25 protein-coding genes and 1 pseudogene are annotated in these 21,612 nt (G+C 69.3%); 16 read left to right on the top strand and 10 right to left on the bottom strand.

Annotated features, from left to right (window positions below; translation table 11 throughout):
* Positions 1 to 50 precede the first annotated feature (50 nt).
* The 4 genes and pseudogenes from AC069H_RS36450 to AC069H_RS36435 all read left to right on the top strand — a co-directional run bounded on the left by AC069H_RS36450 (position 51) and on the right by AC069H_RS36435 (position 4,699).
* Complete coding sequence (locus tag AC069H_RS36450; RefSeq protein WP_340686551.1) at positions 51 to 1,451, top strand: NAD-dependent malic enzyme; 1,401 nt, start codon at positions 51 to 53, stop codon at positions 1,449 to 1,451.
* 299 nt (positions 1,452 to 1,750) lie between these two features.
* Positions 1,751 to 3,298, top strand: coding sequence for an alpha/beta hydrolase (locus AC069H_RS36445; RefSeq protein WP_478235366.1), 1,548 nt, complete (start codon positions 1,751 to 1,753; stop codon positions 3,296 to 3,298).
* 17 nt (positions 3,299 to 3,315) lie between these two features.
* Positions 3,316 to 3,786, top strand: coding sequence for a cyclic pyranopterin monophosphate synthase MoaC (gene moaC, locus AC069H_RS36440; protein ID WP_039917570.1), 471 nt, complete (start codon positions 3,316 to 3,318; stop codon positions 3,784 to 3,786).
* Positions 3,783 to 4,699 (top strand): annotated as a pseudogene (locus AC069H_RS36435) (molybdenum cofactor biosynthesis protein MoaE). Before moaC ends, AC069H_RS36435 begins: the two are co-directional and overlap by 4 nt.
* A 137-nt stretch (positions 4,700 to 4,836) precedes the next feature.
* On the opposite strand, the gene AC069H_RS36430 reads toward AC069H_RS36435, so the two are convergent.
* From AC069H_RS36430 to moaA, 4 genes are all read right to left on the bottom strand, one after another.
* Positions 4,837 to 5,472, bottom strand: a complete 636-nt coding sequence (locus AC069H_RS36430; RefSeq protein WP_340686553.1) for a transglycosylase family protein — start codon at positions 5,470 to 5,472, stop codon at positions 4,837 to 4,839.
* 456 nt (positions 5,473 to 5,928) lie between these two features.
* The gene (locus AC069H_RS36425) at positions 5,929 to 6,780 is read right to left on the bottom strand and encodes a phosphatidylinositol-specific phospholipase C/glycerophosphodiester phosphodiesterase family protein (protein ID WP_478225257.1); all 852 of its coding nucleotides are present in this window, start codon (positions 6,778 to 6,780) and stop codon (positions 5,929 to 5,931) included.
* 184 nt (positions 6,781 to 6,964) lie between these two features.
* The gene (locus tag AC069H_RS36420) at positions 6,965 to 7,219 is read right to left on the bottom strand and encodes a MoaD/ThiS family protein (RefSeq protein WP_478235365.1); all 255 of its coding nucleotides are present in this window, start codon (positions 7,217 to 7,219) and stop codon (positions 6,965 to 6,967) included.
* A gap of 1 nt (position 7,220) precedes the next feature.
* Positions 7,221 to 8,285 carry a GTP 3',8-cyclase MoaA gene (gene moaA, locus AC069H_RS36415; RefSeq protein ID WP_478235364.1) on the bottom strand — a complete coding sequence of 355 codons (1,065 nt, stop codon included), beginning with the start codon at positions 8,283 to 8,285 and terminating at the stop codon, positions 7,221 to 7,223.
* A 79-nt stretch (positions 8,286 to 8,364) separates the two neighbouring features.
* Here moaA and AC069H_RS36410 point away from each other — a divergent pair, with 79 nt between their 5' ends.
* From AC069H_RS36410 to AC069H_RS36380, 7 genes are all read left to right on the top strand, one after another.
* Positions 8,365 to 8,838: a MarR family transcriptional regulator gene (locus AC069H_RS36410; RefSeq protein WP_478225260.1), complete on the top strand. Its 474-nt coding sequence runs from the start codon at positions 8,365 to 8,367 to the stop codon at positions 8,836 to 8,838.
* 33 nt (positions 8,839 to 8,871) lie between these two features.
* The gene (locus AC069H_RS36405; protein ID WP_478225261.1) at positions 8,872 to 9,276 is read left to right on the top strand and encodes a TOBE domain-containing protein; all 405 of its coding nucleotides are present in this window, start codon (positions 8,872 to 8,874) and stop codon (positions 9,274 to 9,276) included.
* Entirely contained in the window at positions 9,273 to 10,028 is a 756-nt protein-coding gene (gene modA, locus AC069H_RS36400; RefSeq protein WP_478235363.1) for a molybdate ABC transporter substrate-binding protein, read from the top strand. The genes AC069H_RS36405 and modA overlap by 4 nt, the downstream gene beginning before the upstream one ends.
* 76 nt (positions 10,029 to 10,104) lie before the next feature.
* A complete protein-coding gene (locus tag AC069H_RS36395) occupies positions 10,105 to 10,881 on the top strand; it encodes an ABC transporter permease (RefSeq protein WP_478235362.1) in 777 nt (258 codons plus the stop codon).
* The gene (locus AC069H_RS36390; protein ID WP_478235361.1) at positions 10,878 to 11,942 is read left to right on the top strand and encodes a sulfate/molybdate ABC transporter ATP-binding protein; all 1,065 of its coding nucleotides are present in this window, start codon (positions 10,878 to 10,880) and stop codon (positions 11,940 to 11,942) included. Before AC069H_RS36395 ends, AC069H_RS36390 begins: the two co-directional genes overlap by 4 nt.
* A gap of 10 nt (positions 11,943 to 11,952) precedes the next feature.
* A complete protein-coding gene (locus AC069H_RS36385) occupies positions 11,953 to 12,747 on the top strand; it encodes an HAD-IIA family hydrolase (protein WP_034308369.1) in 795 nt (264 codons plus the stop codon).
* 246 nt (positions 12,748 to 12,993) lie between these two features.
* Positions 12,994 to 13,809 (top strand): metallophosphoesterase, encoded by an 816-nt coding sequence (locus AC069H_RS36380; RefSeq protein WP_478225265.1) that lies wholly within the window; start codon positions 12,994 to 12,996, stop codon positions 13,807 to 13,809.
* A 3-nt stretch (positions 13,810 to 13,812) separates the two neighbouring features.
* Here the strand turns inward: AC069H_RS36380 and AC069H_RS36375 are convergent, their stop codons facing one another.
* Positions 13,813 to 14,187: a YccF domain-containing protein gene (locus AC069H_RS36375; RefSeq protein WP_034308373.1), complete on the bottom strand. Its 375-nt coding sequence runs from the start codon at positions 14,185 to 14,187 to the stop codon at positions 13,813 to 13,815.
* The gene (locus AC069H_RS36370; protein ID WP_478235360.1) at positions 14,187 to 14,948 is read right to left on the bottom strand and encodes a PhzF family phenazine biosynthesis protein; all 762 of its coding nucleotides are present in this window, start codon (positions 14,946 to 14,948) and stop codon (positions 14,187 to 14,189) included. Before AC069H_RS36370 ends, AC069H_RS36375 begins: the two co-directional genes overlap by 1 nt.
* Before the next feature lie 133 nt (positions 14,949 to 15,081).
* Between AC069H_RS36370 and AC069H_RS36365 the strand changes: the two genes are divergently transcribed.
* From AC069H_RS36365 to AC069H_RS36355, 3 genes are all read left to right on the top strand, one after another.
* Positions 15,082 to 16,740 carry an AMP-binding protein gene (locus AC069H_RS36365; RefSeq protein ID WP_478235359.1) on the top strand — a complete coding sequence of 553 codons (1,659 nt, stop codon included), beginning with the start codon at positions 15,082 to 15,084 and terminating at the stop codon, positions 16,738 to 16,740.
* Positions 16,741 to 16,989: 249 nt separating this feature from the next.
* Positions 16,990 to 17,526 carry a hypothetical protein gene (locus AC069H_RS36360; RefSeq protein ID WP_478235358.1) on the top strand — a complete coding sequence of 179 codons (537 nt, stop codon included), beginning with the start codon at positions 16,990 to 16,992 and terminating at the stop codon, positions 17,524 to 17,526.
* A 7-nt stretch (positions 17,527 to 17,533) separates the two neighbouring features.
* Positions 17,534 to 17,905, top strand: coding sequence for a hypothetical protein (locus AC069H_RS36355; RefSeq protein WP_478235357.1), 372 nt, complete (start codon positions 17,534 to 17,536; stop codon positions 17,903 to 17,905).
* Positions 17,906 to 17,962: 57 nt separating this feature from the next.
* Here AC069H_RS36355 and AC069H_RS36350 read toward each other — a convergent pair whose 3' ends face one another.
* Positions 17,963 to 18,934 carry a R2-like ligand-binding oxidase gene (locus tag AC069H_RS36350; protein WP_478225269.1) on the bottom strand — a complete coding sequence of 324 codons (972 nt, stop codon included), beginning with the start codon at positions 18,932 to 18,934 and terminating at the stop codon, positions 17,963 to 17,965.
* A gap of 30 nt (positions 18,935 to 18,964) precedes the next feature.
* Complete coding sequence (locus AC069H_RS36345) at positions 18,965 to 19,561, bottom strand: TetR/AcrR family transcriptional regulator (protein WP_478225270.1); 597 nt, start codon at positions 19,559 to 19,561, stop codon at positions 18,965 to 18,967.
* 94 nt (positions 19,562 to 19,655) lie between these two features.
* On the opposite strand from AC069H_RS36345, the gene AC069H_RS36340 reads away from it, so the two are divergent.
* On the top strand, positions 19,656 to 20,309 hold the full coding sequence (locus tag AC069H_RS36340) for an HAD family hydrolase (protein WP_478235356.1): 654 nt from the start codon (positions 19,656 to 19,658) through the stop codon (positions 20,307 to 20,309).
* On the opposite strand, the gene AC069H_RS36335 is transcribed toward AC069H_RS36340, so the two are convergent.
* Positions 20,245 to 20,490, bottom strand: coding sequence for a hypothetical protein (locus AC069H_RS36335; RefSeq protein WP_125683903.1), 246 nt, complete (start codon positions 20,488 to 20,490; stop codon positions 20,245 to 20,247). The two genes, AC069H_RS36340 and AC069H_RS36335, sit on opposite strands and share 65 nt — an antisense overlap.
* Before the next feature lie 131 nt (positions 20,491 to 20,621).
* Here AC069H_RS36335 and AC069H_RS36330 point away from each other — a divergent pair, with 131 nt between their 5' ends.
* On the top strand, positions 20,622 to 21,008 hold the full coding sequence (locus tag AC069H_RS36330) for a cold-shock protein (protein WP_016337551.1): 387 nt from the start codon (positions 20,622 to 20,624) through the stop codon (positions 21,006 to 21,008).
* 131 nt (positions 21,009 to 21,139) lie between these two features.
* On the opposite strand, the gene AC069H_RS36325 is transcribed toward AC069H_RS36330, so the two are convergent.
* On the bottom strand, positions 21,140 to 21,604 hold the full coding sequence (locus tag AC069H_RS36325) for a DUF2771 family protein (protein WP_478225538.1): 465 nt from the start codon (positions 21,602 to 21,604) through the stop codon (positions 21,140 to 21,142).
* Positions 21,605 to 21,612: the final 8 nt, after the last annotated feature.

Here is a 21,612-nt window from a genome sequence, read left to right as displayed (position 1 = left end):
AGTAGGTTTTCGATCGACCTATTCGAGCGTTCCTCAGCGGGGGTAGTGCCATGCCGGTTCCCGGTCCCGGATATTCGATCACCGTCCGGGTGGAGGCCCCCGCGTCGTCCACCGCGGCGGGTGATCTGACGACCGCCGTCGGCCGGGTCGGCGGCGTGCTGACCGCGTTCGACGTCGTCGAGTCGCACCCCGACTCGATCGTCGTCGACATCAGCGCCAACGCCCTTTCGGAGAACCACGCGCAGGACATCACGCAGACCCTGGACTCGTTGCCGGGTGTCCGCGTGCGCAAGGTCTCCGACCGGACGTTCCTGATCCACCTCGGCGGCAAGATCGAGGTCAGCCCCAAGGTCGCGCTCCGCAACCGTGACGACCTCTCCCGCGCGTACACGCCGGGTGTCGCCCGCGTCTGCCAGGCGATCGCGGCGAACCCCGAGGACGCGCGCCGCCTGACCATCAAGCGCAACACCGTCGCGGTGCTCACCGACGGTTCCGCGGTGCTGGGGCTGGGCAACATCGGCCCGGCCGCCGCGCTGCCGGTGATGGAGGGCAAGGCGGCGCTGTTCAAGAAGTTCGCCGACGTCGACGCGTGGCCGGTCTGCCTGGACACCCAGGACACCGAAGAGATCATCATGATCGCGAAGGCGCTCGCGCCGGTCTACGCGGGCATCAACCTCGAGGACATCGCCGCGCCGCGCTGCTTCGAGATCGAGAAGCGCCTGCGTGAGCAGCTCGACATCCCGGTGTTCCACGACGACCAGCACGGCACCGCGATCGTCGTGGTGGCCGCGCTGCGCAACGCCCTGCGCGTGGTCGGGAAGAACATCGAAGACTGCAAGATCGTCGTCAGCGGCGTCGGCGCGGCGGGCTCGGCGATCATCCGCCTGCTGTTGCGCAAGAACCCGGGCGACATCGTGGCCGCCGACATCGACGGCATCGTGCACTCCGCGCGCGGCAACCTCGACGACAACCTGACCTGGATCGCCGCGCACACGAACAAGGAGCAGCAGGCGGGCACGCTGCACGAGGCGCTCGTCGGCGCCGACGTGTTCATCGGGGTCTCCGCGCCGAACCTGTTCGGGGCCGAGCAGGTCGCGACCATGAAGTCCGACGCCGTCGTGTTCGCGCTGGCGAACCCGGACCCGGAGATCGACCCGCTGGAGGCGCAGAAGCACGCCGCCGTGGTCGCCACCGGCCGCAGCGACTTCCCGAACCAGATCAACAACGTGCTCGCGTTCCCCGGCGTCTTCCGCGGGCTGCTCGACGCGCAGGCGCACCACATCGACGACTCGATGCTCCTCGCGGCCGCCGACGCCATCGCGGACGTCGTGGACAACGGCAAGCTGAACGCTTCGTTCATCGTGCCGAGCGTGTTCGACAACGCCGTCGCCCCCGCGGTGGCGGACGCGGTGAAGAAGGCGGCGAAAGCTGCGAAGTCTGCCGAGCGCTGACGAAAACCCGCCGAAGGGGCGCCGGTTCCGCATCCACCTCACGGTGGGAGCGGAGGGCGCCCCTTCATCGTGTTTCCGTGGGCCTTCGGCCCGAATCAGGGCGCTCGGCGGTGAAGTCTCCGCGGGGCGCCCTTGGGGAGACCCGTAGCCGGAAGTGATAGCAAAGGTCCCTTGCTCCATTCGGAGTGCTCGTCATCACTGAGGCCGACCTCGTGGCCGACTTCAGGGTGACGACTCCGAGCCTGGCCCGCTCATAGGCTCGACCCCGACCAAGAAGTCGATCATGACGGGGGTTGGGGATGAATCGCTCTGTCCTGAGCAGGATCGGGGCACTCACGGCCGCGGCGGTGACCATGGCGGTACTCGTACCGGCCACGGCGTCCGCCGCGGTTTCGTCCGTGCGCTGGGGGCCGTGTCCGGAGGACGTGGCCGCGCCCGGCGTGCAGTGCGCCACCTTGAAGGTCCCGCTCGACTACCGGAACCCGGGCGGGAACACCATCGACATCGCCGTTTCGAAACTCGCCAGCACGAAGCCGGCGAAGCGGCGCGGGATCATGCTGACCAACCCGGGAGGCCCCGGCGGGCCAGGGCTGACCATGCCCGCCGGGTTGCGCGCGGCGGGCATGCCGTCGAGCGTGCTCGACGCGTACGACATCATCGGCTTCGATCCGCGCGGGATCGGTCACAGCACGCCGGTCACCTGCGATCTCAAGCCCGAGCAGCAGGTGAGCAACGTCCCGCCGTACGCGCGTGACGCGGCGGCGGTGGCGGAGCGCGCGAAGTACGTGGAGGGCATCGCGAAGCAGTGCGGGGCCTCGGCGACCGCCGCGAACCTGCCGTACATCACCACGGCCAACACCGCCCGCGACATGGACCGCATCCGGGAAGCCCTCGGCGAGGAGAAGCTCTCGTACTACGGCGTTTCGTACGGCAGCTACCTCGGCGCCGTGTATTCGACGCTGTTCCCGCGGCAGACCGATCGCGTCGTGATCGACAGCGTGACCGGCCCCGGCGGGCTCGATCCGGTCACCTCGCGCCGTCTGGCGGAGGGGTTCGAGGACCGCTTCCCGGACTTCGCGAAATGGGCGGCGGCGCGGCACGCGAGCTACGGGCTCGGCCGCACTCCGCAGCAGGTGACGGCGAAGTTCCACGAACTCGTCGCCAAACTCGACGGCGGCGCCGTCCCCGGTGTCGACGGCGCGGCGTTCCGCATGGGCACTTTCGGCGCGCTCTACGCGACCAGTTCCTTTCCGGTGCTGGCGCAGCAGTGGCAGGCGCTCGACACCGAAGGCACCGTGGAGCAGACCGCTCAGGCCCAGCAGATCGATCCGGCGCAGCTGCTGGCCGGGCAGTTGCACGTGGTCTGCAACGACGTGGACTGGCCCGAGGACGTCGCGACCTACCAGCGCAACGTCGCGAAGGACCGGGTGAAGTACCCGATGTTCGGCGCCGCCGGGGCGAACATCTGGGCCTGCGCGTACTGGCCGTCCGAGCCGATCGAGCCGCCGGTACGGATCGGCGACCGGGGTCCGTCGAACATCCTGATGGTGCAGAACCTGCGTGACCCGGCGACGCCGCTGAGCGGTGCCAAGGAGATGCGCCGCGCCCTCGGTGACCGGGCGCGGATCGTGACCGTGGACGAGGGCGGGCACGGAGTCTGGCTGAGCGACGAGAACGCTTGCGGCAACAACGCCGTCAACCGGTTCTTCGTGGAAGGCAAGCGCCCCGCGCGCGACACGGCCTGCGCCGCGGACAAGGGCGGGCTCTTCGCTTCGATGACGCCGGAGCAGCGGCGGGAACGGGAGAAGGCGCTCGACGAGGTTCGCTCGAAGCAGCGGATGTTCTGAGGACTAGCCTGCTGGGCGTGAGTGAACTCAGCCACGTCGACCATACGGGTGCCGCCCGTATGGTCGACGTTTCCGGCAAGACGCCCACCGCCCGCACCGCGCTGGCGGGCGGCACCGTGCACACCACGGCCGAGGTGCTCGGCCTGCTGGCGACGGACGGGCTACCCAAGGGCGACGCGCTCGCGACCGCCCGGATCGCGGGCATCATGGGCGCGAAGAAGGTGCCCGAGCTGATCCCGCTCTGCCACCAGATCGCGTTGTCCGGGGTGAAGGTCGAGTTCGCCCTCGACGAGACCGCCGTGCACATCACCGCGACCGCGAAGACGAACGACCGGACCGGCGTCGAGATGGAGGCGCTGACCGCCGTCGCCGTCGCCGGGCTGACCCTGCACGACATGATCAAGGCCGTCGATCCCGCGGCGACCCTCGACGACGTCCGCCTGATCCGCAAGGACGGCGGCAAGACCGGGACCTGGGAGCGGCCGTGAACCGGGCCGCGAGGGTGATCGTGGCGTCGAACCGCGCCGCGAAGGGCGTCTACGAGGACACCACGGGCCCGGTCATCACGGACTGGCTGTCCGCACGGGGCTGGGACGTGCCGGAGCCTGTGGTCGTCGAGGACGGGGAACCCGTCGGCGAAGCCCTGCGGGACGCCGTCGCGGCCGGGGTGCAGGTGATCGTGACGACCGGCGGCACCGGCATCTCGCCGACGGACCGCACCCCGGACGTCACGCGCGCCGTCCTCGACTACGAACTCCCCGGCGTCGCGGACGCGATCCGCGCCGCCGGACTGCCCAAGGTGCCCACGGCCGTGCTCTCGCGCGGCGTCGCCGGCGTCGCGGGCCGGACCCTGGTGGTGAACCTCCCCGGCTCGCGTGGCGGGGTGAAGGACGGCCTGGGAGTACTGGACGGGATCCTCGACCACGCCGTCGACCAGCTGGCGGGCGGCGACCACCCACGGGAGGCACAGCAGTGAGCGTTCGGGTCGCACGGATCGCGGTGGTCGACGAGCCGCTTTCGGTCGAAGAGCACGCCCGCCTGGTGGACGACGTGGCCGCGGGTGCCGTCGTCACCTTCGGCGGGGTCGTGCGGGACCACGACGGCGGCCGGTCGGTGGACCGGCTCGCCTACGAAGGACACCCCAGCGCCGCCGACGTGCTCGCGGAGGTCGTCGCGGATCTCTCGGGCAGATGGGAGGGCGTGCGGGCGGTCGCCGTCAGCCACCGGCTGGGCGCGCTGGCCATCGGTGACGTCGCGCTGGCGTGCGCCGTGGCGGCCGAGCACCGGGGGCAGGCGTTCGCCGCCTGCTCGGAGCTGGTCGACGAGGTCAAGGCGCGGCTGCCGGTGTGGAAACACCAGCACTTCAGCGACGGCAGCGACGAGTGGGTCAACTCGCCGTAGCGGGGTGATCCGGAGGGCACGCCCCCGGACACGACAAAGCCCCACCGCCGGGGGAATGGCGCGGTGGGGCCTTGTCAGTCGTGACGTGGCCGCGCGGGGAATCCCGCGGGCGTCACGACTTACCGGTGCTCAAGAGCTCACTTGGTGGCGAGCTTCTGGCCGACGACGATGAAGTCGGCGTTCGGCACGTATTCCTTGTTCAGCTCCTGCAGCTTCTGGTAGCCGCCCTGGACGTTGAACTTGGAAGCGATCTTCGACAGCGTGTCGCCGGCCACGACGGTGTAGTCACCCGCCGGGTTCGAGTTCGCGACATTGGCGGCGGCCGGGGCCGGGGCCTGCTGCTTGGTGACCGGAGCGGTCGACTTCTTCGGGGTCACCTTCTTGGTGGCCTTCGGGGCGCTCGACTTGGCCTTGGCGGGGCTGGCGGAGCCGCCCTTCTTGCCACAGTGCGGCCACGCGCCGATGCCCTGGCCCTGGAGGACCCGCTCGGCGACGGCGATCTGCTGCTCACGCGTGGCGTTGTGCGCGCTGCCGGTGCCACCGTAGGCACGCCAGGTGCTCTGCGAGAACTGCAGACCACCGTAGTAGCCGTTACCGGTGTTGGTGCTCCAGTTGCCGCTGCTCTCGCACTGCGCGATGGCGTCCCAGTTGGTCGCCGACGCGGGGGTCGCGGCGATTGCGAGGGGAGCGCCGACCGCGACACCCGCAATGGCGACGCGGGCGATGTGACGGGTGGCGGCGGACATCTTGCGGTGCTTGCCTCGGTAAGACATGTGAATGAATCTCGCTCCCTGCGCCTACGAGTCTGTGCTGAGGGAAGGACCCGTGGGTCCTGGCCGGCCGTCTCAGGCCGGCTGACTCCGCCTGACGCACGACGCGTCGGCTCGGTCCCCTCGTCCCTGTCCGGAAATGCTTTCGCTCGGGGTTGGGTCCGGGAATCCGTTGGACAGGGCTCGGCGCTACGGGTTCCCGGTGTTGCGTGGTCGGTCGGGGCCAACCGAAAAGCGACGGTACGTAACGAACGGCCTGATCGGAAATTATTCGAGCCGTGACCTACATCACAGTAACAGCGGGCAACCCATGGCGATTCGGCTGTTTATGCAGGTCAGCGGGCCGTTATCTGGCCGTTTCCTGACCGAGATAATTCACGGATCGTGAGGCTTGCATCACGTGGATTAAGGGATGACTGGCCCATTCGTGCGCCTTCGCGCGCGAATGGGCCGCGCACTTTAGCGAGACCTCAAGAAGTTCGCCAGCCCTGGCAGGTCATCCGTATTCAGGTGGTCGACCCCGGCGGCGACCAGCTCTTTCCACAACGCGTCACGGCCGGGCCCGGCGGCGTCCGGCGTGGCCCAGAAGCGCACGCGCTGACCCGCCGCGTGGGCCCGCTTGACCAGATCGTGCAGTTTCGCCCGCTCACCGGCGGGGAAGGGGCCATCACCGGTCCAGGTGAACAGGCCGCTCCAGGAGTCCGAGACGAGCGGCGTTACCCGCGGGTCGGAGCCGATGCCGAGGTCGTTCTCGTCCCTGATCCGGCCGTCGTAGAAGGCGAGCCGGAACCGCTGCCCGAGCATCACGTCCTTGGGGCGCCCGCCGGAGATCACCGCGGTGACGGCCCGCTTCTTCACGTGACCGAACGCGTACAGAGAGAAGAGGAAGGAGTAGCGGGGATTGTGGAGGCGCTTCTCGAGTGCCGCGTAGGTGCTGTTCGCGTCCCCCTTGACGTCGATCAGCAGCTGGAACTCCGCGCGCTGCCGGTACACGCCGACGCCGTGGTTGGCCAGCACCCGGTCGCGCAGCGGCTCCAGGTAGAGCGACTCCAGGGTGCGGTCCGGGCGGGTGTCCGCGAGGTCGTGCGCGACCAGGAGCTGCCCGTCGACCAGGAAGATGTCGGCCTCGACACTGGTGAAGCCCCGGTCGAGCGCGTCGTGCAGCGGACGGGCGTGTTCGTAGTCGTTGTGGCTGTGCGCCTGCGCCAGCGGCCGGACGCCGCGTTCGTGGGCGGACGCCGGAGCGGTCGCGAGGCTCGTGGCGGCGACCGCGGCGAGCAGTGCGGCGAGAATACGGCGGGGAGTGATCACTGGCGCATCCTCGGCTGCTTCGGCGACCGGATGGTGAACTCGAGACGGCGAGCAAGGGACCTTTGCTACCACTTTCGCCGTTCACGCAGTTCAGGGGCGATGTGACCCCGGCGATCGTGTCGCGAAAGTGGCTTTCGCGACACACCCGGCAGGCACCGTGCGCGGGCAGCGGGGCAACGGCAGGTCAGCCGCCGGCGAACGGGGGCAGGACGTCCAGTTCGGCGCCCTCGGTCAGCGGCCGCGTGAGATCCCGCACGGCGACACCGTCCAGCAGGTACGAGACCGCGTCGAGCAGCTTCGCCAGCTTCTCCGGGTGGAGTTCACGCAGGTGGGCGACGGCATCGGCGACGCGGGCGCCGTCCGGCAGCGTCACCTTCTCCTCGTCGAGGCCGGCGGCCGCGCGGGCCGAGGCGAAGTACCGCACCACGATGGTCACCATGTCAGCCGCCGATCGCGCTCATCGGCCGGATCGGCTGCGCGAACCCGGCCTCGTTGATCTCGTGCCCGGCGAGTTTGCCCCACATGGTCGCCCGCCACGCGTCCGCCACCTCTTCTTCGCGCGCGCCCGCGCGCACGAGGGCGCGTAGGTCGGTCTCGTCGTTGCTGAACAGGCACGAGCGCACCGCGCCGTCCGCGGTCAGCCGGGTCCGCTCGCAGGCGCCGCAGAAGGGACGGGTCACCGACGCGATCACGCCGACGTCGCCCGGTCCGCCGTCGACCAGCCAGCGTTCGGCGGGCGCCCCGCCCCGCGCGGCGGGGAACGGCGACAGGGTGAACTCCTCGCCGAGCATGCCGAGGATCTCCTCGGCGGTGATCATGTCGGCGCGGTTCCAGCCGTGTTGCGCGTCCAGTGGCATCTGCTCGATGAAGCGCAGGTGGTAGCCCTCGGCGAGGCAGAACTTCAGCAGCGGCACGGCCTGGTCCTCGTTCAGCCCGCGCATCAGCACCGCGTTGACCTTCACCGGGTCCAGCCCGGCCTCCCGCGCCGCGGCCATGCCGGCGAGCACGTGCGAAAGCCGGTCGCGACGCGTGATCGTCTCGAACAGCGCGCGGTCGACGGTGTCCAGTGAGACGTTGATCCGGTCCAGCCCCGCGCCGGCGAGCGACTTCGCGCGCTTCGCGAGCCCGATTCCGTTGGTGGTCATGGAAAGCCGCGGCCGCGGTTCGAGTGCCGCGACCCGCTCGACGATCTTTTCCAGGCCCTGGCGCAGCAGCGGTTCGCCGCCGGTGAGCCGGATGTCGGTGATCCCGAGCCGTTCGACGGCGATCCGGAGCAGGAGCACGAGCTCGTCGTCGGTCAGCACGTCCGCGCTCGGCATCCATTCGAGCCCTTCGGCGGGCATGCAGTAGGTGCAGCGCAGATTGCACTTGTCGGTGAGCGACACCCGCAGGTCGGTCGCCACGCGGCCGAAGGTGTCGATCAGAGCGGGGTTGTCCGGCCTGGGCACGCTGGGACGCCCTCGTGTACCGGGGACACGGGGAAACCCGAGATCGACTGCTGTCATTGACACCAGACTAACCCCGAAGCCGGCGAAAACCGACTGTCTACAATCCCTCTTCGCACAGAATCGGAAGGGTTTCCGGATGGCGAAATATCCGCTCTCGGCGGAGGAATTGGCCCGGTTCGCCCATCTCGGCAGGGAGAGCAGCACGCTGACCGTTCTCCGGCACGCCAGGATCGCCGAGCGGATGGGCCTGTCGGCCACCGATCACAAGGTGCTCGAACTGGCGGGCCAGGCGCCGGGACCGTTGACAGCGGGCAGGATCGCCGAACTGACCGGACTGTCGACGGGTGCTGTGACCGGCGTCATGGACAGGCTCGAGAAGGCCGGTCTCGCCCGCCGTGTCCGTGATACCGCCGACCGCCGGAAGGTCCTGATCGAGGTCGTCCCCGGCGCCATGGAGCGGCACGCGCCGCTCTTCGAATCCGCGTACACGAACATGAAGACGGTGCTCGAACAGTTCTCTCCCGAGGAACGGAAAGTGCTGGAGCGATTCCAGAGCGCGGTGCTCGACGGCCTCCGCGACGAACTCCCCGGCGATTCTCCGCGTCCATAGCTTTTCCGCATCTGCGGAAGTAACCTTCCGGACATGCCGCAATTCCGGTTGTCCGAGGCCGCTCGTCTGCTCGGCGTCAGCGACGACACCGTCCGCCGGTGGGTACGTGCCGGCCAGTTGACCGCGTTCGACGACTCGGCGGGCCGCAAGGTCGTCGACGGCGCCGAGCTCGCCGCGTTCGCCAAGGCGCAGGCAGAACAGCCTGAGGACCCTTCGAGTGTCGGCCGCTCCGCGCGGAACCGGTTCGTCGGGCTCGTCACCGAGGTGATCACGGACAAGGTGATGGCACAGGTCGAGCTGCAGTGCGGCCGGCATCGCGTGGTCTCCCTGATGAGCGCCGAGGCCGTCCGCGAACTCGGACTGCGGCCGGGGGTGCTCGCGGTCGCCGTCGTCAAGGCGACCACCGTCGTGGTCGAAACCCCGGAAGGAAGCCGATGAGGAAGCTCGCGCCCGTCCTGCTCGCGCTGGCGCTGGCCGCGACGGCCTGTGGTTCGGAGGCGGCGCCTCAAGAAGGAGGAAGGACGCTGACCGTCTTCGCCGCGGCGTCGCTGACCGAGTCGTTCGGGGCGCTGGGCAAGCGGTTCGAGGCACAGAACTCCGGGGTGACCGTGAAGTTCAGCTTCGAGGGTTCCTCGGCGCTGGTCCAGAAGCTGACCCAAGGCGCGAAGGCGGACTTCTTCGCTTCCGCAGACAAGGCCAATATGGACAAGGCCGCCAAGGCCGGGCTGATCGACGGGCAGCCGTCGGTCTTCGCCACCAATCGGCTCGCCATCGCGGTCGGCAAGGGCAACCCCCAGGGCATCAAGGGGCTGGCCGATCTCGCGCAGGACGGGCTGACCGTCGTCGTCTGCGCGCCGCAGGTGCCGTGCGGGTCGGCGGCGAAGAAGGTCCAGCAGTCGTCCGGGGTCACGCTCAAGCCCGCGAGCGAGGAACAGGACGTCAAGTCTGTGCTCGCGAAGGTGCAGTCGGGTGACGCCGACGCGGGACTCGTCTACGTCACCGACGCGACCTCCGCGGCCGCGAAGGTGGACAAGGTGGACTTCCCGGAGGCGGCGGGCGCGGTCAACGACTACCCGATCGCGGTGGTGAAGGACGCTCCGCAGGCTCGGCTCGCCGGGCTGTTCAGGGACTTCGTCCTCGGCGCGGAGGGCAAGAACGAACTCGCGAAGGCCGGTTTTGGCACGCCCTGACCCCGCATTTCGTCCTCTGGACGCGGTAGATGCACGCGCAAGTACCGCATTCAGAGGACGAAATGCGGGGGCCGGGGTGCCGTGGGTGTTGTGGCCGCCGGCGATCTGCGCGCTGGCGCTGGTGGTACTGCCGGTCGTCGGCCTTCTGGTGCGTTCGGACCTGTCCCGCTTCCCGAGCCTCATCACCTCGACGTCGTCGCTGAACGCGCTCAAGCTCTCGCTGATCACCGCCGGACTGTCCACTGTGGCCTGTGTGCTGCTCGGGGTCCCGCTCGCCGTGGTGCTCGCGCGCTCGGGGGCGCGCGGTGTCCGCGTGCTGCGCGCGGTGGTGCTGCTGCCGCTGGTGCTGCCGCCGGTGGTCGGCGGCCTGGCGTTGTTGTACCTGTTGGGCCGCAAGGGTTTCCTCGGGATCCTGGTGACCACCCTGACCGGTGAGCAGGTGCCGTTCACCACGGCGGCCGTGGTCATCGCGCAGACGTTCGTCGCGATGCCGTTCCTGGTGGTCAGCCTCGAAGGAGCTCTCCGGGGCGCCGGCGACCGGTACGAAAGGGTCGCATCCACACTGGGCGCCGAACCGTGGACGGTGTTCCGCCGGGTCACGCTGCCGCTGCTGCTGCCCGCGCTCGGTTCGGGCATCGTGCTGAGCTTCGCGCGGGCGCTGGGCGAGTTCGGCGCGACGATCACCTTCGCCGGCAGCCTGGAAGGGGTGACCCGGACCCTGCCGCTGGAGGTCTACACCCAGGCCGAGGTCGACGTCGACAGCGCGGTGGCGCTCGCGTTGCTGCTCATCCTGGTCGCCGTCGCGGTGATCGCGCTCGCCCGGCCGCGCGCGCTCGAAGGAGTCCGGTCGTGACCCTGTCGGCCGAGCTCGCCCTGCGGCGTGGCGAGTTCACCTTGGACGTCGGCTTCGAAGTTCCCGACGGCGGGGTGCTCGCGCTGCTCGGCCCGAACGGGTCGGGGAAGTCCAGTGTGCTCGGCTGCCTCGCCGGGCTGCTCCGGCCCGGCCGGGCGCGGATCACCCTCGACGGCCGCGACCTGGCGGGCCTGCCGCCGCACGCGCGCGGTATCGGCCTGCTCTCCCAGGACGCACTGCTGTTCCCGCATCTGTCCGCTTTGGACAACGTCGCCTTCGCGCCGCGCTCGACCGGTGCCGGCCGCGCCGAGGCGAAGAAGCGTGCGCGGGAGTGGCTGACCGAAGTGGACGCTCTCGAACTGGCCGCACGGCGGCCCGCGCAGCTCTCCGGCGGGCAGGCGCAGCGGGTCGCGATCGCGCGGGCGCTGGCCGCCGAGCCGGGACTCCTGCTGCTCGACGAGCCCTTCGCCGCCCTGGACGTCGACGCGGCGCCCGCCATCCGGGGGCTGCTCCGGCGGGTCCTGCGTTCCGGGCCGCCGACCGTGCTGGTCACCCACGACCCCCTCGACGCGCTGGCGCTGGCCGATCACGTCGCCGTCCTCGACGGCGGCCGGATCGTCGAACGCGGCGAGACCCGCAAGGTCCTCTCCGCGCCGCGCACGGCGTTCACCGCGCGGATCGCCGGGCTGAACCTGGTGCCCGGTATCGCCGTCGAGGGCGGTTTGCGCATGTCAGGCGGGCAGCTGGCCGGAATTCCGGCCGAGGACGTCGTCGAGGGCGAAGCGGCCGTCGCCGTCTTCGCGCCCAGTGCCGTGGCGGTGTACCTGCGGGACGGCGAGCACCGGGGCAGCCCGCGCAACACCGTCGAGGGAATCGTCGACGCGCTCGAACCCCACGGACCGGTGATCCGTGTCCGGGCCCGCGGCGACGACTGGGCGGCGGGTCTCGCCGCGGACCTCACCCCGGCCGCGGTCGCCGAGCTGGCGCTCGAACCCGGCACACCGGTCAATCTTTCGGTCAAGGCGGCGTCCGTGGCTGTTCACGCCGTCTCGGATCATTAGGGTGGGCGGTATGAACGAGCGCCGTTGGACATACCTCAGCGACATGGATGGCGTGCTGGTCCAGGAGGAGCATCTCGTACCCGGCGCGGACGAGTTCCTCAAGGAGCTGCGCGCCAACGACATCGGCTTCCTGGTGCTGACCAACAACTCGATCTACACCCCGCGCGACCTGCGGGCGAGGCTCGAGCGGACCGGTCTCGACATCCCCGAGGAGGCCATCTGGACCTCCGCGCTGGCGACCGCGAAGTTCCTCGCGTCGCAGCGGCCGAACGGCTCGGCGTTCGTGATCGGCGAAGCCGGGCTCACCACGGCCCTGCACGAGGTCGGCTACGTGCTGACCGAACGCGACCCGGACTACGTGGTACTCGGCGAGACCCGCACGTACAGCTTCAGCGCGATAACCCGCGCGATCAGGCTCATCGAGGGCGGCGCCAAGTTCATCGCGACCAACCCGGACGCCACCGGCCCGAGCATGGAGGGCTCGATGCCCGCCACCGGTTCGGTCGCGGCGCTGATCGAGAAGGCGACCGGCCGCTCGCCGTACTACGTTGGCAAGCCGAACCCGCTGATGATGCGCTCCGCGCTGCGGCGGCTCGGCGCGCATTCGGAGTCGACGCTGATGATCGGCGACCGGATGGACACCGACGTCCACTCGGGAATCGAGGCCGGATTGCAGACGATCCTGGTGCTCACCGGCATCTCCACGCGGGAGAGCGCCGAGCACTACCCGTACCGGCCGACCAAGATCATCGACTCCATCGCCGATCTGGTCGGGCGCACCGGCGACCCCTTCGGCGAAGGCTGAGTCCGTGGTGAACCCGCGTCCGAGATCGACGTCGGCAGGGCGCGGCGCCGTCACCTCTCACTTCTCCACGGGTGGGACCGGCCAGGTGCCGTCCGTGCGCGGCGTGTCGCGAAAGCCACAACCTCGGTGTGGAGAGGCGAGCGACCGAGCCCCGTAGCGGGGCCTTCGGCCGGTTTCGCGGGCCGTCATCAGCTCCGCCAACAGGCTGAGCGACACAGCCGCATGCGGAGGGCTTATCGTCAGACGATGCACGACGATCAGCCCGCGTCCTCGACCTACGTGGTCGGTGACGTGCACGGACACCGGGACGAGCTGGCCGAAGCGCTCCGGGCGAAGGGGCTGATCGACTCCGACGACGACTGGTCCGGTGGGGAGACGACCCTCTGGTTCCTCGGTGACTTCGTCGACCGGGGGCCCGACGGCGTCGGCGTCATCGACCTGGTGATGCGGCTGGAACGGCAGGCCGCGACGGCGGGCGGCCACTGCGGGACGCTGCTGGGCAACCACGAGATCCTGCTGCTCGGGATGTACCACTTCGGCGACACCGAGGTGCCGTCCGACTTCGGTCCGCGCAGCTTCGCCCGCAGCTGGGAGATCAACGGCGGGCTGCTCGAAGACCAGGACAGGCTCACCCCGCAACATATCGAATGGCTGACTTCCCGTCCGATGCTGACGCTGGCCGCGGACCATCTGCTGATGCATTCGGACACGCTCGAGTACCTCGACTGGGGCGAGGACATCGACGGCATCAACGCGCGCGGCCGCGAAATCCTCGAAGGCAGCGACATCCAGGCCTGGTGGGACGTCTGGCGGCGGATGACCACGCGCTACGCCTTCCGCGGCCCGGACGGCGCGGACGTCGCGCAGCAGGTCATGGACCGGCTCGGCGGCGAGCGGATCGTGCACGGGCACAGCGTCATCGCCGACCAGCTCGGGATCCACCCCGCGCAGATCGAGGGACCGTACCTCTACGCGGGCGGGAAGGCGCTGGGGATCGACGGCGGGTTGTTCGTCGGCGGCCCGTGCCTCATCGTGCCGCTGCCCTGGGAACCCGAGGACTGATCGTCAGGGGAGCTCCACGATCTCCTTGCCCAGCGGCATCAGCGAGACCGGGATCATCTTGAAGTTCGCCACGCCGAGCGGGATCCCGATGATCGTGACGCAGAGCGCCACCCCGGTCAGCACATGCCCGATCGCGAGCCAAAGCCCGGCGAAGAGGAACCAGATGACGTTGCCGATCGTCGACGCGGCCCCGGCGTCGCGCCGGTCCACCACGGTGCGGCCGAACGGCCAGAGCGCGTAGGCCGCGATCCGGAACGACGCCAGCCCGAACGGGATGGTGACGATCAGGATGCAGCAGATGACGCCGGCGACGACGTAGCCGAGCGCCATCCACAGGCCGCACAGCACGAGCCAGATGACGTTCAGGATCAGGCGCATCAGACGTGCAACTCCCCGCTGGCCACGGTGACCGCCTGCCCCGAAAGCAGGACGCGGTCGCCTTCGAGACTCATCCGGACGATGCCGCCGCGGGACGAGGCCTGTTCGCCGACGAGCTTCTCCCGGCCGAGGCGAGCGGCCCAGTACGGCGCGAGGACGCAATGCGCGGAGCCGGTGACCGGGTCTTCGTCGATGCCGACGCCCGGCGCGAAGAACCGGGTGACGAAGTCGATCCCGTCCACGTCACCCGGCGCGGTGACCATCAGCCGCCCGTTCCAGTGCGCGCGCAGCGCGGCGAGGTCCGGGGCGAGCGAGCGCACCACGGAAGCGTCGTCCACCACCGCGAACAGGTTGTGCTTACTACGCCCGACGTACTCGAAGGAGACACCCGGCAGGATCGACGACAGATCGTCGTCCGACTCGCGGGGCGGGTCCGACGGGAAGTCCATCGACACCCAGCCGTCTTCGGCGCGGCAGCGCAACTCGCCGCTTTTCGTCGTGAAGGTCTGTTCGCCGCCGAGGACGTGCGTGGTCGCCAGCGTCGCGTGCCCGCACAGGTCGACTTCGGTCTCCGGCGTGAACCAGCGAAGCGACTTCGGGCCTTCGCCACCGACCTCGACGAAGGCCGTCTCGGCGTGCTTCAACTCGGCGGCGACGGACTGCATCCAGCCCGCGTCGCCCGGCGAGTCCAGCAGCACGACGCCGGCGGAGTTACCGGCGAAGGCCTCGGAGGTGAAGGCGTCGACGATGTAGAGGCGCATGTCTCCGACGATATCCGCCACGGCCGGACCCGGCCTCCGGGTTTCCCCTGAGGTGGTCTCCACTTGCAGGTGGCCGCCGTCACGCCGCGTTCCTAGACTCGACGCGTCGATGCCGCCGAACGCAGGAGTCTCCATGCCCGACGCCCCCGCCTTGCCGAGCTACGCATCGGGAATCTCGGACACCCCGCTGCTGGGGGACACCATCGGGGACGACTTCGACCGCACCGTCGCCGCCTTCGGCGACCGGGACGCGCTCGTCGACCGCGCCGCCGGGAAACGCTGGACCTACACCGAACTCGCCGCCGAGGTGGACGCGCTCGCACTGGGCCTGCTGGACCTCGGGATCGCCAAGGGCGACCGCGTCGGCATCTGGTCGCCGAACCGGTGGGAGTGGACCTGCGTCCAGTACGGATGCGCGAAGATCGGCGCGATCCTGGTCAACATCAACCCGGCGTACCGCTCGCACGAACTCGAGTACGTGCTGAACCAGGCCGGGATCAAGCTCATCGTGGCCGCGGCGTCGTTCAAGACGTCGGACTACGCGGGCATGATCGCCGAAGCGGGCCCGAAATGCCCGGCGCTGGAACACGTCGTGCTGCTCGAAAGCGAGGAGTGGACGTCGCTGCTGGAGAACGGACGCGGCGCGGATCCGTCGAGGCTCGCCAAGCGCCAAGGCGAACTGTCCGCGGACGACCCGATCAACATCCAGTACACGTCCGGCACCACGGGGTTCCCCAAGGGCGCCACGCTGAGCCACCACAACATCCTCAACAACGGCTACTTCGTCGGCGAACTCTGCAACTACACCGAAGCCGACAAGATCTGCATCCCCGTGCCCTTCTACCACTGTTTCGGCATGGTGATGGGCAATCTCGCGGCGACGACCCACGGCGCGTGCATGGTCATCCCGGCGCCCGCGTTCGAGCCGAAGGCCACCCTCGAAGCCGTCGCGGCCGAGAAATGCACTTCCCTGTACGGCGTCCCGACGATGTTCATCGCCGAACTGGCCGACCCGGACTTCGCTTCCCACGACCTGTCCTCGCTGCGCACCGGGATCATGGCGGGCTCGCCGTGCCCGGTCGAGGTGATGAAACAGGTCATCGACCGGATGGGCATGGCGGAGGTGTCGATCTGCTACGGCATGACCGAGACGTCGCCGGTGTCCACGCAGACCCGCGCGGATGATTCGGTGGAACGGCGGGTGTCGACGGTCGGGCGGGTCGGGCCGCATCTGGAGGTCAAGGTCGTCGATCCGGAGACCGGGCTGACCGTGCCGCGCGGCGAACCCGGCGAACTCTGCACCCGCGGCTACTCGGTGATGCTCGGCTACTGGGAGCAGGCCGACAAGACGGCCGAGGCGATCGACGCGGCGCGGTGGATGCACACCGGCGACCTCGCGATCATGGACGCCGACGGGTACGTCAACATCACCGGCCGGATCAAGGACATGGTCATCCGCGGCGGTGAGAACCTGTACCCGCGCGAGATCGAGGAGTTCCTCTACACCCATCCGGACATCCTCGACGCGCAGGTCATCGGCGTCCCGGACGAGAAGTACGGCGAGGAACTGATGGCGTGGGTCCGCATGCGCGAGGGCGCGGAGCCGCTGACGGCCGAAGCCGTGCGGGAGTTCTGCGAGGGGAAGCTGGCGCGCTACAAGATCCCGCGGTACGTCCACGTCGTCGAGGAGTTCCCGATGACGGTGACCGGCAAGGTGCGCAAGGTCGAGATGCGGGCGGAGTCGATCAGCATCCTCGGACTCGAAAAGGCGGCGGCGACCGAACACGCCTGACACTTCGGGGGCAACCTGTCACAGTTTTGCCGCGTGTTCCCTTCGCGGTGGATCCGAACCGCCGCGAGGGGAGAAGAATGAAACTCGAGCGAAGCAGAAGAGTTCTCGCCCTGACCGTCTCGGCGATCGTCCTGCCGCTGTCGCTGCCCGGCGCGGCGGCCGCGGCTCCCGCGACCGCCCCCATCGATCCGGGAACCCCTGCCGGGAGACCAGTACAGCCAGGTCAACGCGGTCAACGACGACGGCGTCATGGTCGGCTCGTCGACGCCGCCGGACGGCCAGATCAAGTACCACGCGGCGAAATGGGACCCGCGGGGCCGCATTTCCGCGCTGCCGGGCCTCGGCGGTGAACAGAGCAAGGCGGCGGTCAAATGGGCGCCGGACGGCACGGTCACCGCGTTGCCCTACCTGGCGGGCGGGGATTACGCGATCGCGAACGCGATCACCGACCGTGGCGTGATCGTCGGCGCGGCGCGGGCCGCGGACGGGAAGATCCACGCCGTGCGGTGGAATCCGGACGGGAAGGTGGTGGACCTCGGCGGCCTGCCGGGCGGGTCATACGCCAACGCGGAATGGATCACCCCGGACGGCAGTGCCGTCGCCGGGACGGCGTCCGACGCCGCCGGGAACAACCACGTCGTGCGCTGGAACCTCGCCGGCGCGATCACCGATCTTTCCCCCGGCAATCCGCGCGGCACCCCGGAGGACATGAACGATTTCGGCGTGATCGTGGGAAGTGCCGACGACGTGAACGGCAATCCGAAACCCGTGCGATGGGGAGCGTGACGGGCGGATGACCTGGCTGGAGTACCCGGAGATGTGGCCGGGCTGGGCGATGGCGGTCAACAACGCCGGTGCCGCCGCCGGCGGCGGTTACCTGGTGTTCGGAACGGAGAGCCCGGTCAAGTGGAACCGGGCGGGAACCCGTACGACGCTTTCGACCGAACGCGGACTGGGTCACGACATCGACCGGGCGGGGACGGTCGTCGGCCTGGAGAACAACATCGCGACGAAGTGGGCCGCCGACGGCACCCGGACGGTGCTCGGCGCTTTGCCGGGCGGTACCTACAGCGTCGCCGACCACATCACGGCGAACGGGACGATCATCGGCCTGTCCGACAACGAGAACGGCCGCACGCATGCCGTCTACTGGCCCGCCGGGTAAGTCCGTGAAGGCCTCCTTCCCTACCCTCAGAGTAGGGAAGGAGGCCTTCACGGCACATCAGGCCGCGGTGTTGGCGGCGGCCGCGGCGATCGCCTTCGCGTCTTCTTCGCCGAAGGTCTCTTCGAGGTTCTCCGGCGAGTAGTCGAGGTCGATCTGCTCCACCGGCATCCCGCGCGCGGACTCGATCGCGCCGAGGCGCCGCCGCGCCCGGTCCGCCGCGTACTGGGTGATCTCGTCCTGGTCGAAGTCGAAGGGAGGTTCCTCGAACTGGCTCTGCACCCACTGGATCATGTCGAGCGCGTGGGGTAGCAGTTCGCCCATCCGCTGCTGCACCGCGTCCCACAGTGAGTCGTCCGCGGCGACGTGACGGCGGCAGGTGAAGGTGCCCCACGCCATGTGGCGGCGTTCGTCGTCGCCGATACGGCGTACCACCTCCTGCACACCCGGCAGGATGTTGTGCTGCGTGCAGATCAGCTGCCACGAGTAGTACCCGGTCAGCGCGAGACTGCCTTCGATGACGTGGTTGTAGGTGACGCTCGCGCGGATCTGGTTGAGCGGACTGGGATCGTCCTCCAGCGCACGCAAGGACTGCGGCAGCTCCTCGTAGAAAAGCTTGCGGTAGTGCGGATTCTCCGCGACATACGGATGCAGGTCCTCGGTGAGACCGACGGCGTCCATCCAGCGGCGGAACACCTCGGTGTGCTTGGCTTCTTCGAAGCAGAACTGCGTCAGGTACATCTCGTCGCCGAAGCGCCCGGTCGCGGACATCGCCCGCATGAACGGCTGGATGTCTTCGGTGACAGCCTCTTCGCCCGCGATGAACTGCGACACCAGGTACGTCGCCGACCGCTGCTGCTCCGGGTTGAGCGTCTCCCAGCCCTCGCGCTCCCGGGAGAAGTCGATGTCGGCGGGATTCCAGAACTTCATGTTCCCCTTGACGAACAGCCGCAAGGGGAACGAGTCCCAATTCAGCCCGCCTTCGCGCAGTGAGGAAAAACCGGTCCGCAGTTCGGAGACCGTATCGGTCATGACGTACCCTTCATGTCACTCCATTGTGGACTAATCAGTGGTCAGCGCCCGGATGGCGGGCGCCAGCACGGCGACGACCGAAGCCGCCGCCTCGTCGGCCGAATGCGTCGGCATGACGAGATGGGAGAGGGAAAGCCGCACGACGGTCTCCGCCAGCAGCGCGGCGGATTCCGGGGACAGCGACGGCTCGAACTCGCGGTACTGCCCGGCCGCGACCTCGGTGGCCGCGGCCAGGATCGGTTCGCCTTTGGTGGTCAGCAGGGGAAGGAGATCCTCGCCCGCTTCGGTGCCGAGTGTCGTGGCGACGAGCCGGTTCTCGCGGGCGTGCTCGATCGTGTGGACGACCGCCACCCGGATCCCGTCGCGCAGGTTCCGCGCGTCCTGGACGCGCAGGCGGATGCCTTCCAGGAACTCCGACGTCGTCCGGAGGATCACGGCCTCGGCGAGCGTGCCCTTGTTGCCGAACTCGTTGTAGACGGTCTGCCTGCTCACTCCGGCGCGGGCGGCGACGTCCGCCATCCGCAGGGCCGTGTAGCCGCGTTCGGTGAGCAGGTCGGTCGCCGCGTCGAGCAGAGCCTCCCGCAGAGAGGCCTTGGTTCGATCGGAGAAGCTCGTGATGTCGCCCACATTTCCAGCTTGACACAGATCGCGTCCATGTCAAAGAAGTTGACGGGCACCCATTCGGTGTAAATCAGTCGGTGGTGGCGGCTACCGTGGCCGGGTGGGCATCACTGTGGGGTTCGACCTCGACATGACATTGATCGATCCGCGGCCGGGCATGGTCGCGGTGATGAACGCGCTCGGCGTGGAATCCGGCCTGCCGCTGGACGGCGAGTTCTTCGCGGCCAACCTCGGCCCGCCCCTCGACGCCAGCCTGCGGGGCTTCGGGGCGCCGGAGGAGCGGATCCCGGAGCTGGTGACGCGCTTCCGCGCGATGTACCCGGAGACGGTCGTGCCGGTGACGGTCGCGATGCCCGGCGCGGCCGAGGCACTGCACGCGGTCCACGAGGCGGGTGGGCGCACCGTCGTCGTCACCGGCAAGTACGGGCCCAACGCGAAACTCCACCTGGACGCGCTCGGTTTCGAGGTCGACGTCCTGGTGGGGGAGCTGTGGTCGACGGAGAAGGCCGCCGCGCTCACCGAGCACGGCGCCCGTGTCTACGTCGGGGACCACCTCGGCGACATCCGCGGCGCACTGGCGGCCGGTGCGGTCCCCATCGGGGTCACGACCGGCCCGTGCACCAAGGAGGAGCTGCTCGCGGAAGGGGCCGACGTGGTGTTCGACTCGCTGACCGAGTTCCCCGGCTGGCTCAGCTCTTTCGGCGAGCCTCGCGGATCAGGGCGATCAGGCCGAGGGCCAGCCCCAGCGGAGTGATCACACCCGCCGCGGCGGACAGCCACACCGGCAGGTTCTCCAGTCCGGCGGCGAACAGCACGAACACCGCTGTGACGGCGATCATGCCGAGCGCGAACAGGCCGATGCCGACGCGCATGAGGATCGGTTTGCCGGGCTTTTCGGGGACGGCCACAGCGGCCTCCTTTACTGCGGTCTCCATGAAGCAGAGGGTATCCGCCGGTATCCGCTTCTCCACAGGGCGTGTGGCGAGATACGCTTATGGGACGCGCGCCCTGGGTACGCCCCGGGCGCGTTCGTTGTGAGCAGGACAGCAAAGGACTGGTGAGGGAAGTGCCGACCGGCAAGGTCAAGTGGTACGACGCGGAGAAGGGTTTCGGTTTCGTCACCCAGGATGGGGGCGCCGACGTCTACATCCGCAAAGCCGCGCTGCCGCAGGGCGTCGAAGGGCTCAAGGCGGGCCAGCGCCTCGAGTTCGGTGTCGCCGACGGCCGCCGCGGCCCGCAAGCGCTCTCCGTCCGGCTGCTGGACCCGCCGCCGTCGGTCGCCGAGGCGCGCCGCCGTCCCGCCGAGGAGCTGCACGGGCTCATCGAGGACATGATCAAGCTGCTCGAGCTCAAGGTGCAGCCGGACCTGCGGCGCAACCGCTACCCGGACCGGAAGAACACGAAGCAGATCGCCGAGATCATGCGCGCCGTCGCCCGGGACCTCGATCCCTGATCGGCGCCCCTGCGGGTGGCTCGGGGGCCTGCAGCTGGTCCGTGAAGGCCTCCTTGCCTACCTTCAGGGTAGGCAAGGAGGCCTTCACGGACCGATGGGCCGCGCGTGGTAGCAAAGGTCCCTTGCTCCCCTCAGGCGGCCGGCGGCTCGACCTGCAGCGACCAGATCGCCGTGGTGACCGCCTCCGCGTCCTCCGGACGCCCGGTCTGGCTGATCACCGAAGCCTGCGCGACCTCGACGACGAGGATCTGGTCGTCGGGCCGGGGCGTCGTCACGGTGTAGGCGAACCGGTCCAGCGACGTGATGATGTCCTGCTTGAGCTCCTGCGGCTCGCCCTTGCCGTTCACGTACTGCACCGTGACCTTCCACGGTGTCTCCGCGATCGCGCTCGGCACCGAGATCTGCACCGGCTTCCCCGGCCGGATACGCAGCTTGCCGGCGGCGTCGGGCTTGGTGGTGCACTGCGCGCTCTTGATGTCGCAGGACGCCAGCGGGGCGACGTTCACCGTCTTGCCGTCGGCGAAGAAGGTCACCTCTTCGGGGCCGGGGGCCGCACAACCGGCCACCACGAAACCACCCGCCGCGAGTAGGGCCAAAATACGAA

Source organism: Amycolatopsis sp. NPDC043887 (assembly GCF_056435665.1).
This window is presented reverse-complemented; position numbering and strand designations above follow the sequence as displayed.

Bases quoted from the DNA above. Each gene is read 5' to 3' on its own strand.
- AC069H_RS36450 (WP_340686551.1), top strand. From the start codon at position 51: ATGCCGGTTCCCGGTCCCGGATATTCGATCACCGTCCGGGTGGAGGCC.
- AC069H_RS36445 (WP_478235366.1), top strand. From the start codon at position 1,751: ATGAATCGCTCTGTCCTGAGCAGGATCGGGGCACTCACGGCCGCGGCG.
- AC069H_RS36430 (WP_340686553.1), bottom strand. From the start codon at position 5,472: ATGTCTTACCGAGGCAAGCACCGCAAGATGTCCGCCGCCACCCGTCAC.
- AC069H_RS36420 (WP_478235365.1), bottom strand. From the start codon at position 7,219: ATGGTGACCATCGTGGTGCGGTACTTCGCCTCGGCCCGCGCGGCCGCC.
- moaA (WP_478235364.1), bottom strand. From the start codon at position 8,285: ATGACAGCAGTCGATCTCGGGTTTCCCCGTGTCCCCGGTACACGAGGG.
- AC069H_RS36410 (WP_478225260.1), top strand. From the start codon at position 8,365: ATGGCGAAATATCCGCTCTCGGCGGAGGAATTGGCCCGGTTCGCCCAT.
- AC069H_RS36405 (WP_478225261.1), top strand. From the start codon at position 8,872: ATGCCGCAATTCCGGTTGTCCGAGGCCGCTCGTCTGCTCGGCGTCAGC.
- modA (WP_478235363.1), top strand. From the start codon at position 9,273: ATGAGGAAGCTCGCGCCCGTCCTGCTCGCGCTGGCGCTGGCCGCGACG.
- AC069H_RS36385 (WP_034308369.1), top strand. From the start codon at position 11,953: ATGAACGAGCGCCGTTGGACATACCTCAGCGACATGGATGGCGTGCTG.
- AC069H_RS36380 (WP_478225265.1), top strand. From the start codon at position 12,994: ATGCACGACGATCAGCCCGCGTCCTCGACCTACGTGGTCGGTGACGTG.
- AC069H_RS36375 (WP_034308373.1), bottom strand. From the start codon at position 14,187: ATGCGCCTGATCCTGAACGTCATCTGGCTCGTGCTGTGCGGCCTGTGG.
- AC069H_RS36370 (WP_478235360.1), bottom strand. From the start codon at position 14,948: ATGCGCCTCTACATCGTCGACGCCTTCACCTCCGAGGCCTTCGCCGGT.
- AC069H_RS36365 (WP_478235359.1), top strand. From the start codon at position 15,082: ATGCCCGACGCCCCCGCCTTGCCGAGCTACGCATCGGGAATCTCGGAC.
- AC069H_RS36360 (WP_478235358.1), top strand. From the start codon at position 16,990: ATGGTCGGCTCGTCGACGCCGCCGGACGGCCAGATCAAGTACCACGCG.
- AC069H_RS36355 (WP_478235357.1), top strand. From the start codon at position 17,534: ATGACCTGGCTGGAGTACCCGGAGATGTGGCCGGGCTGGGCGATGGCG.
- AC069H_RS36350 (WP_478225269.1), bottom strand. From the start codon at position 18,934: ATGACCGATACGGTCTCCGAACTGCGGACCGGTTTTTCCTCACTGCGC.
- AC069H_RS36335 (WP_125683903.1), bottom strand. From the start codon at position 20,490: ATGGAGACCGCAGTAAAGGAGGCCGCTGTGGCCGTCCCCGAAAAGCCC.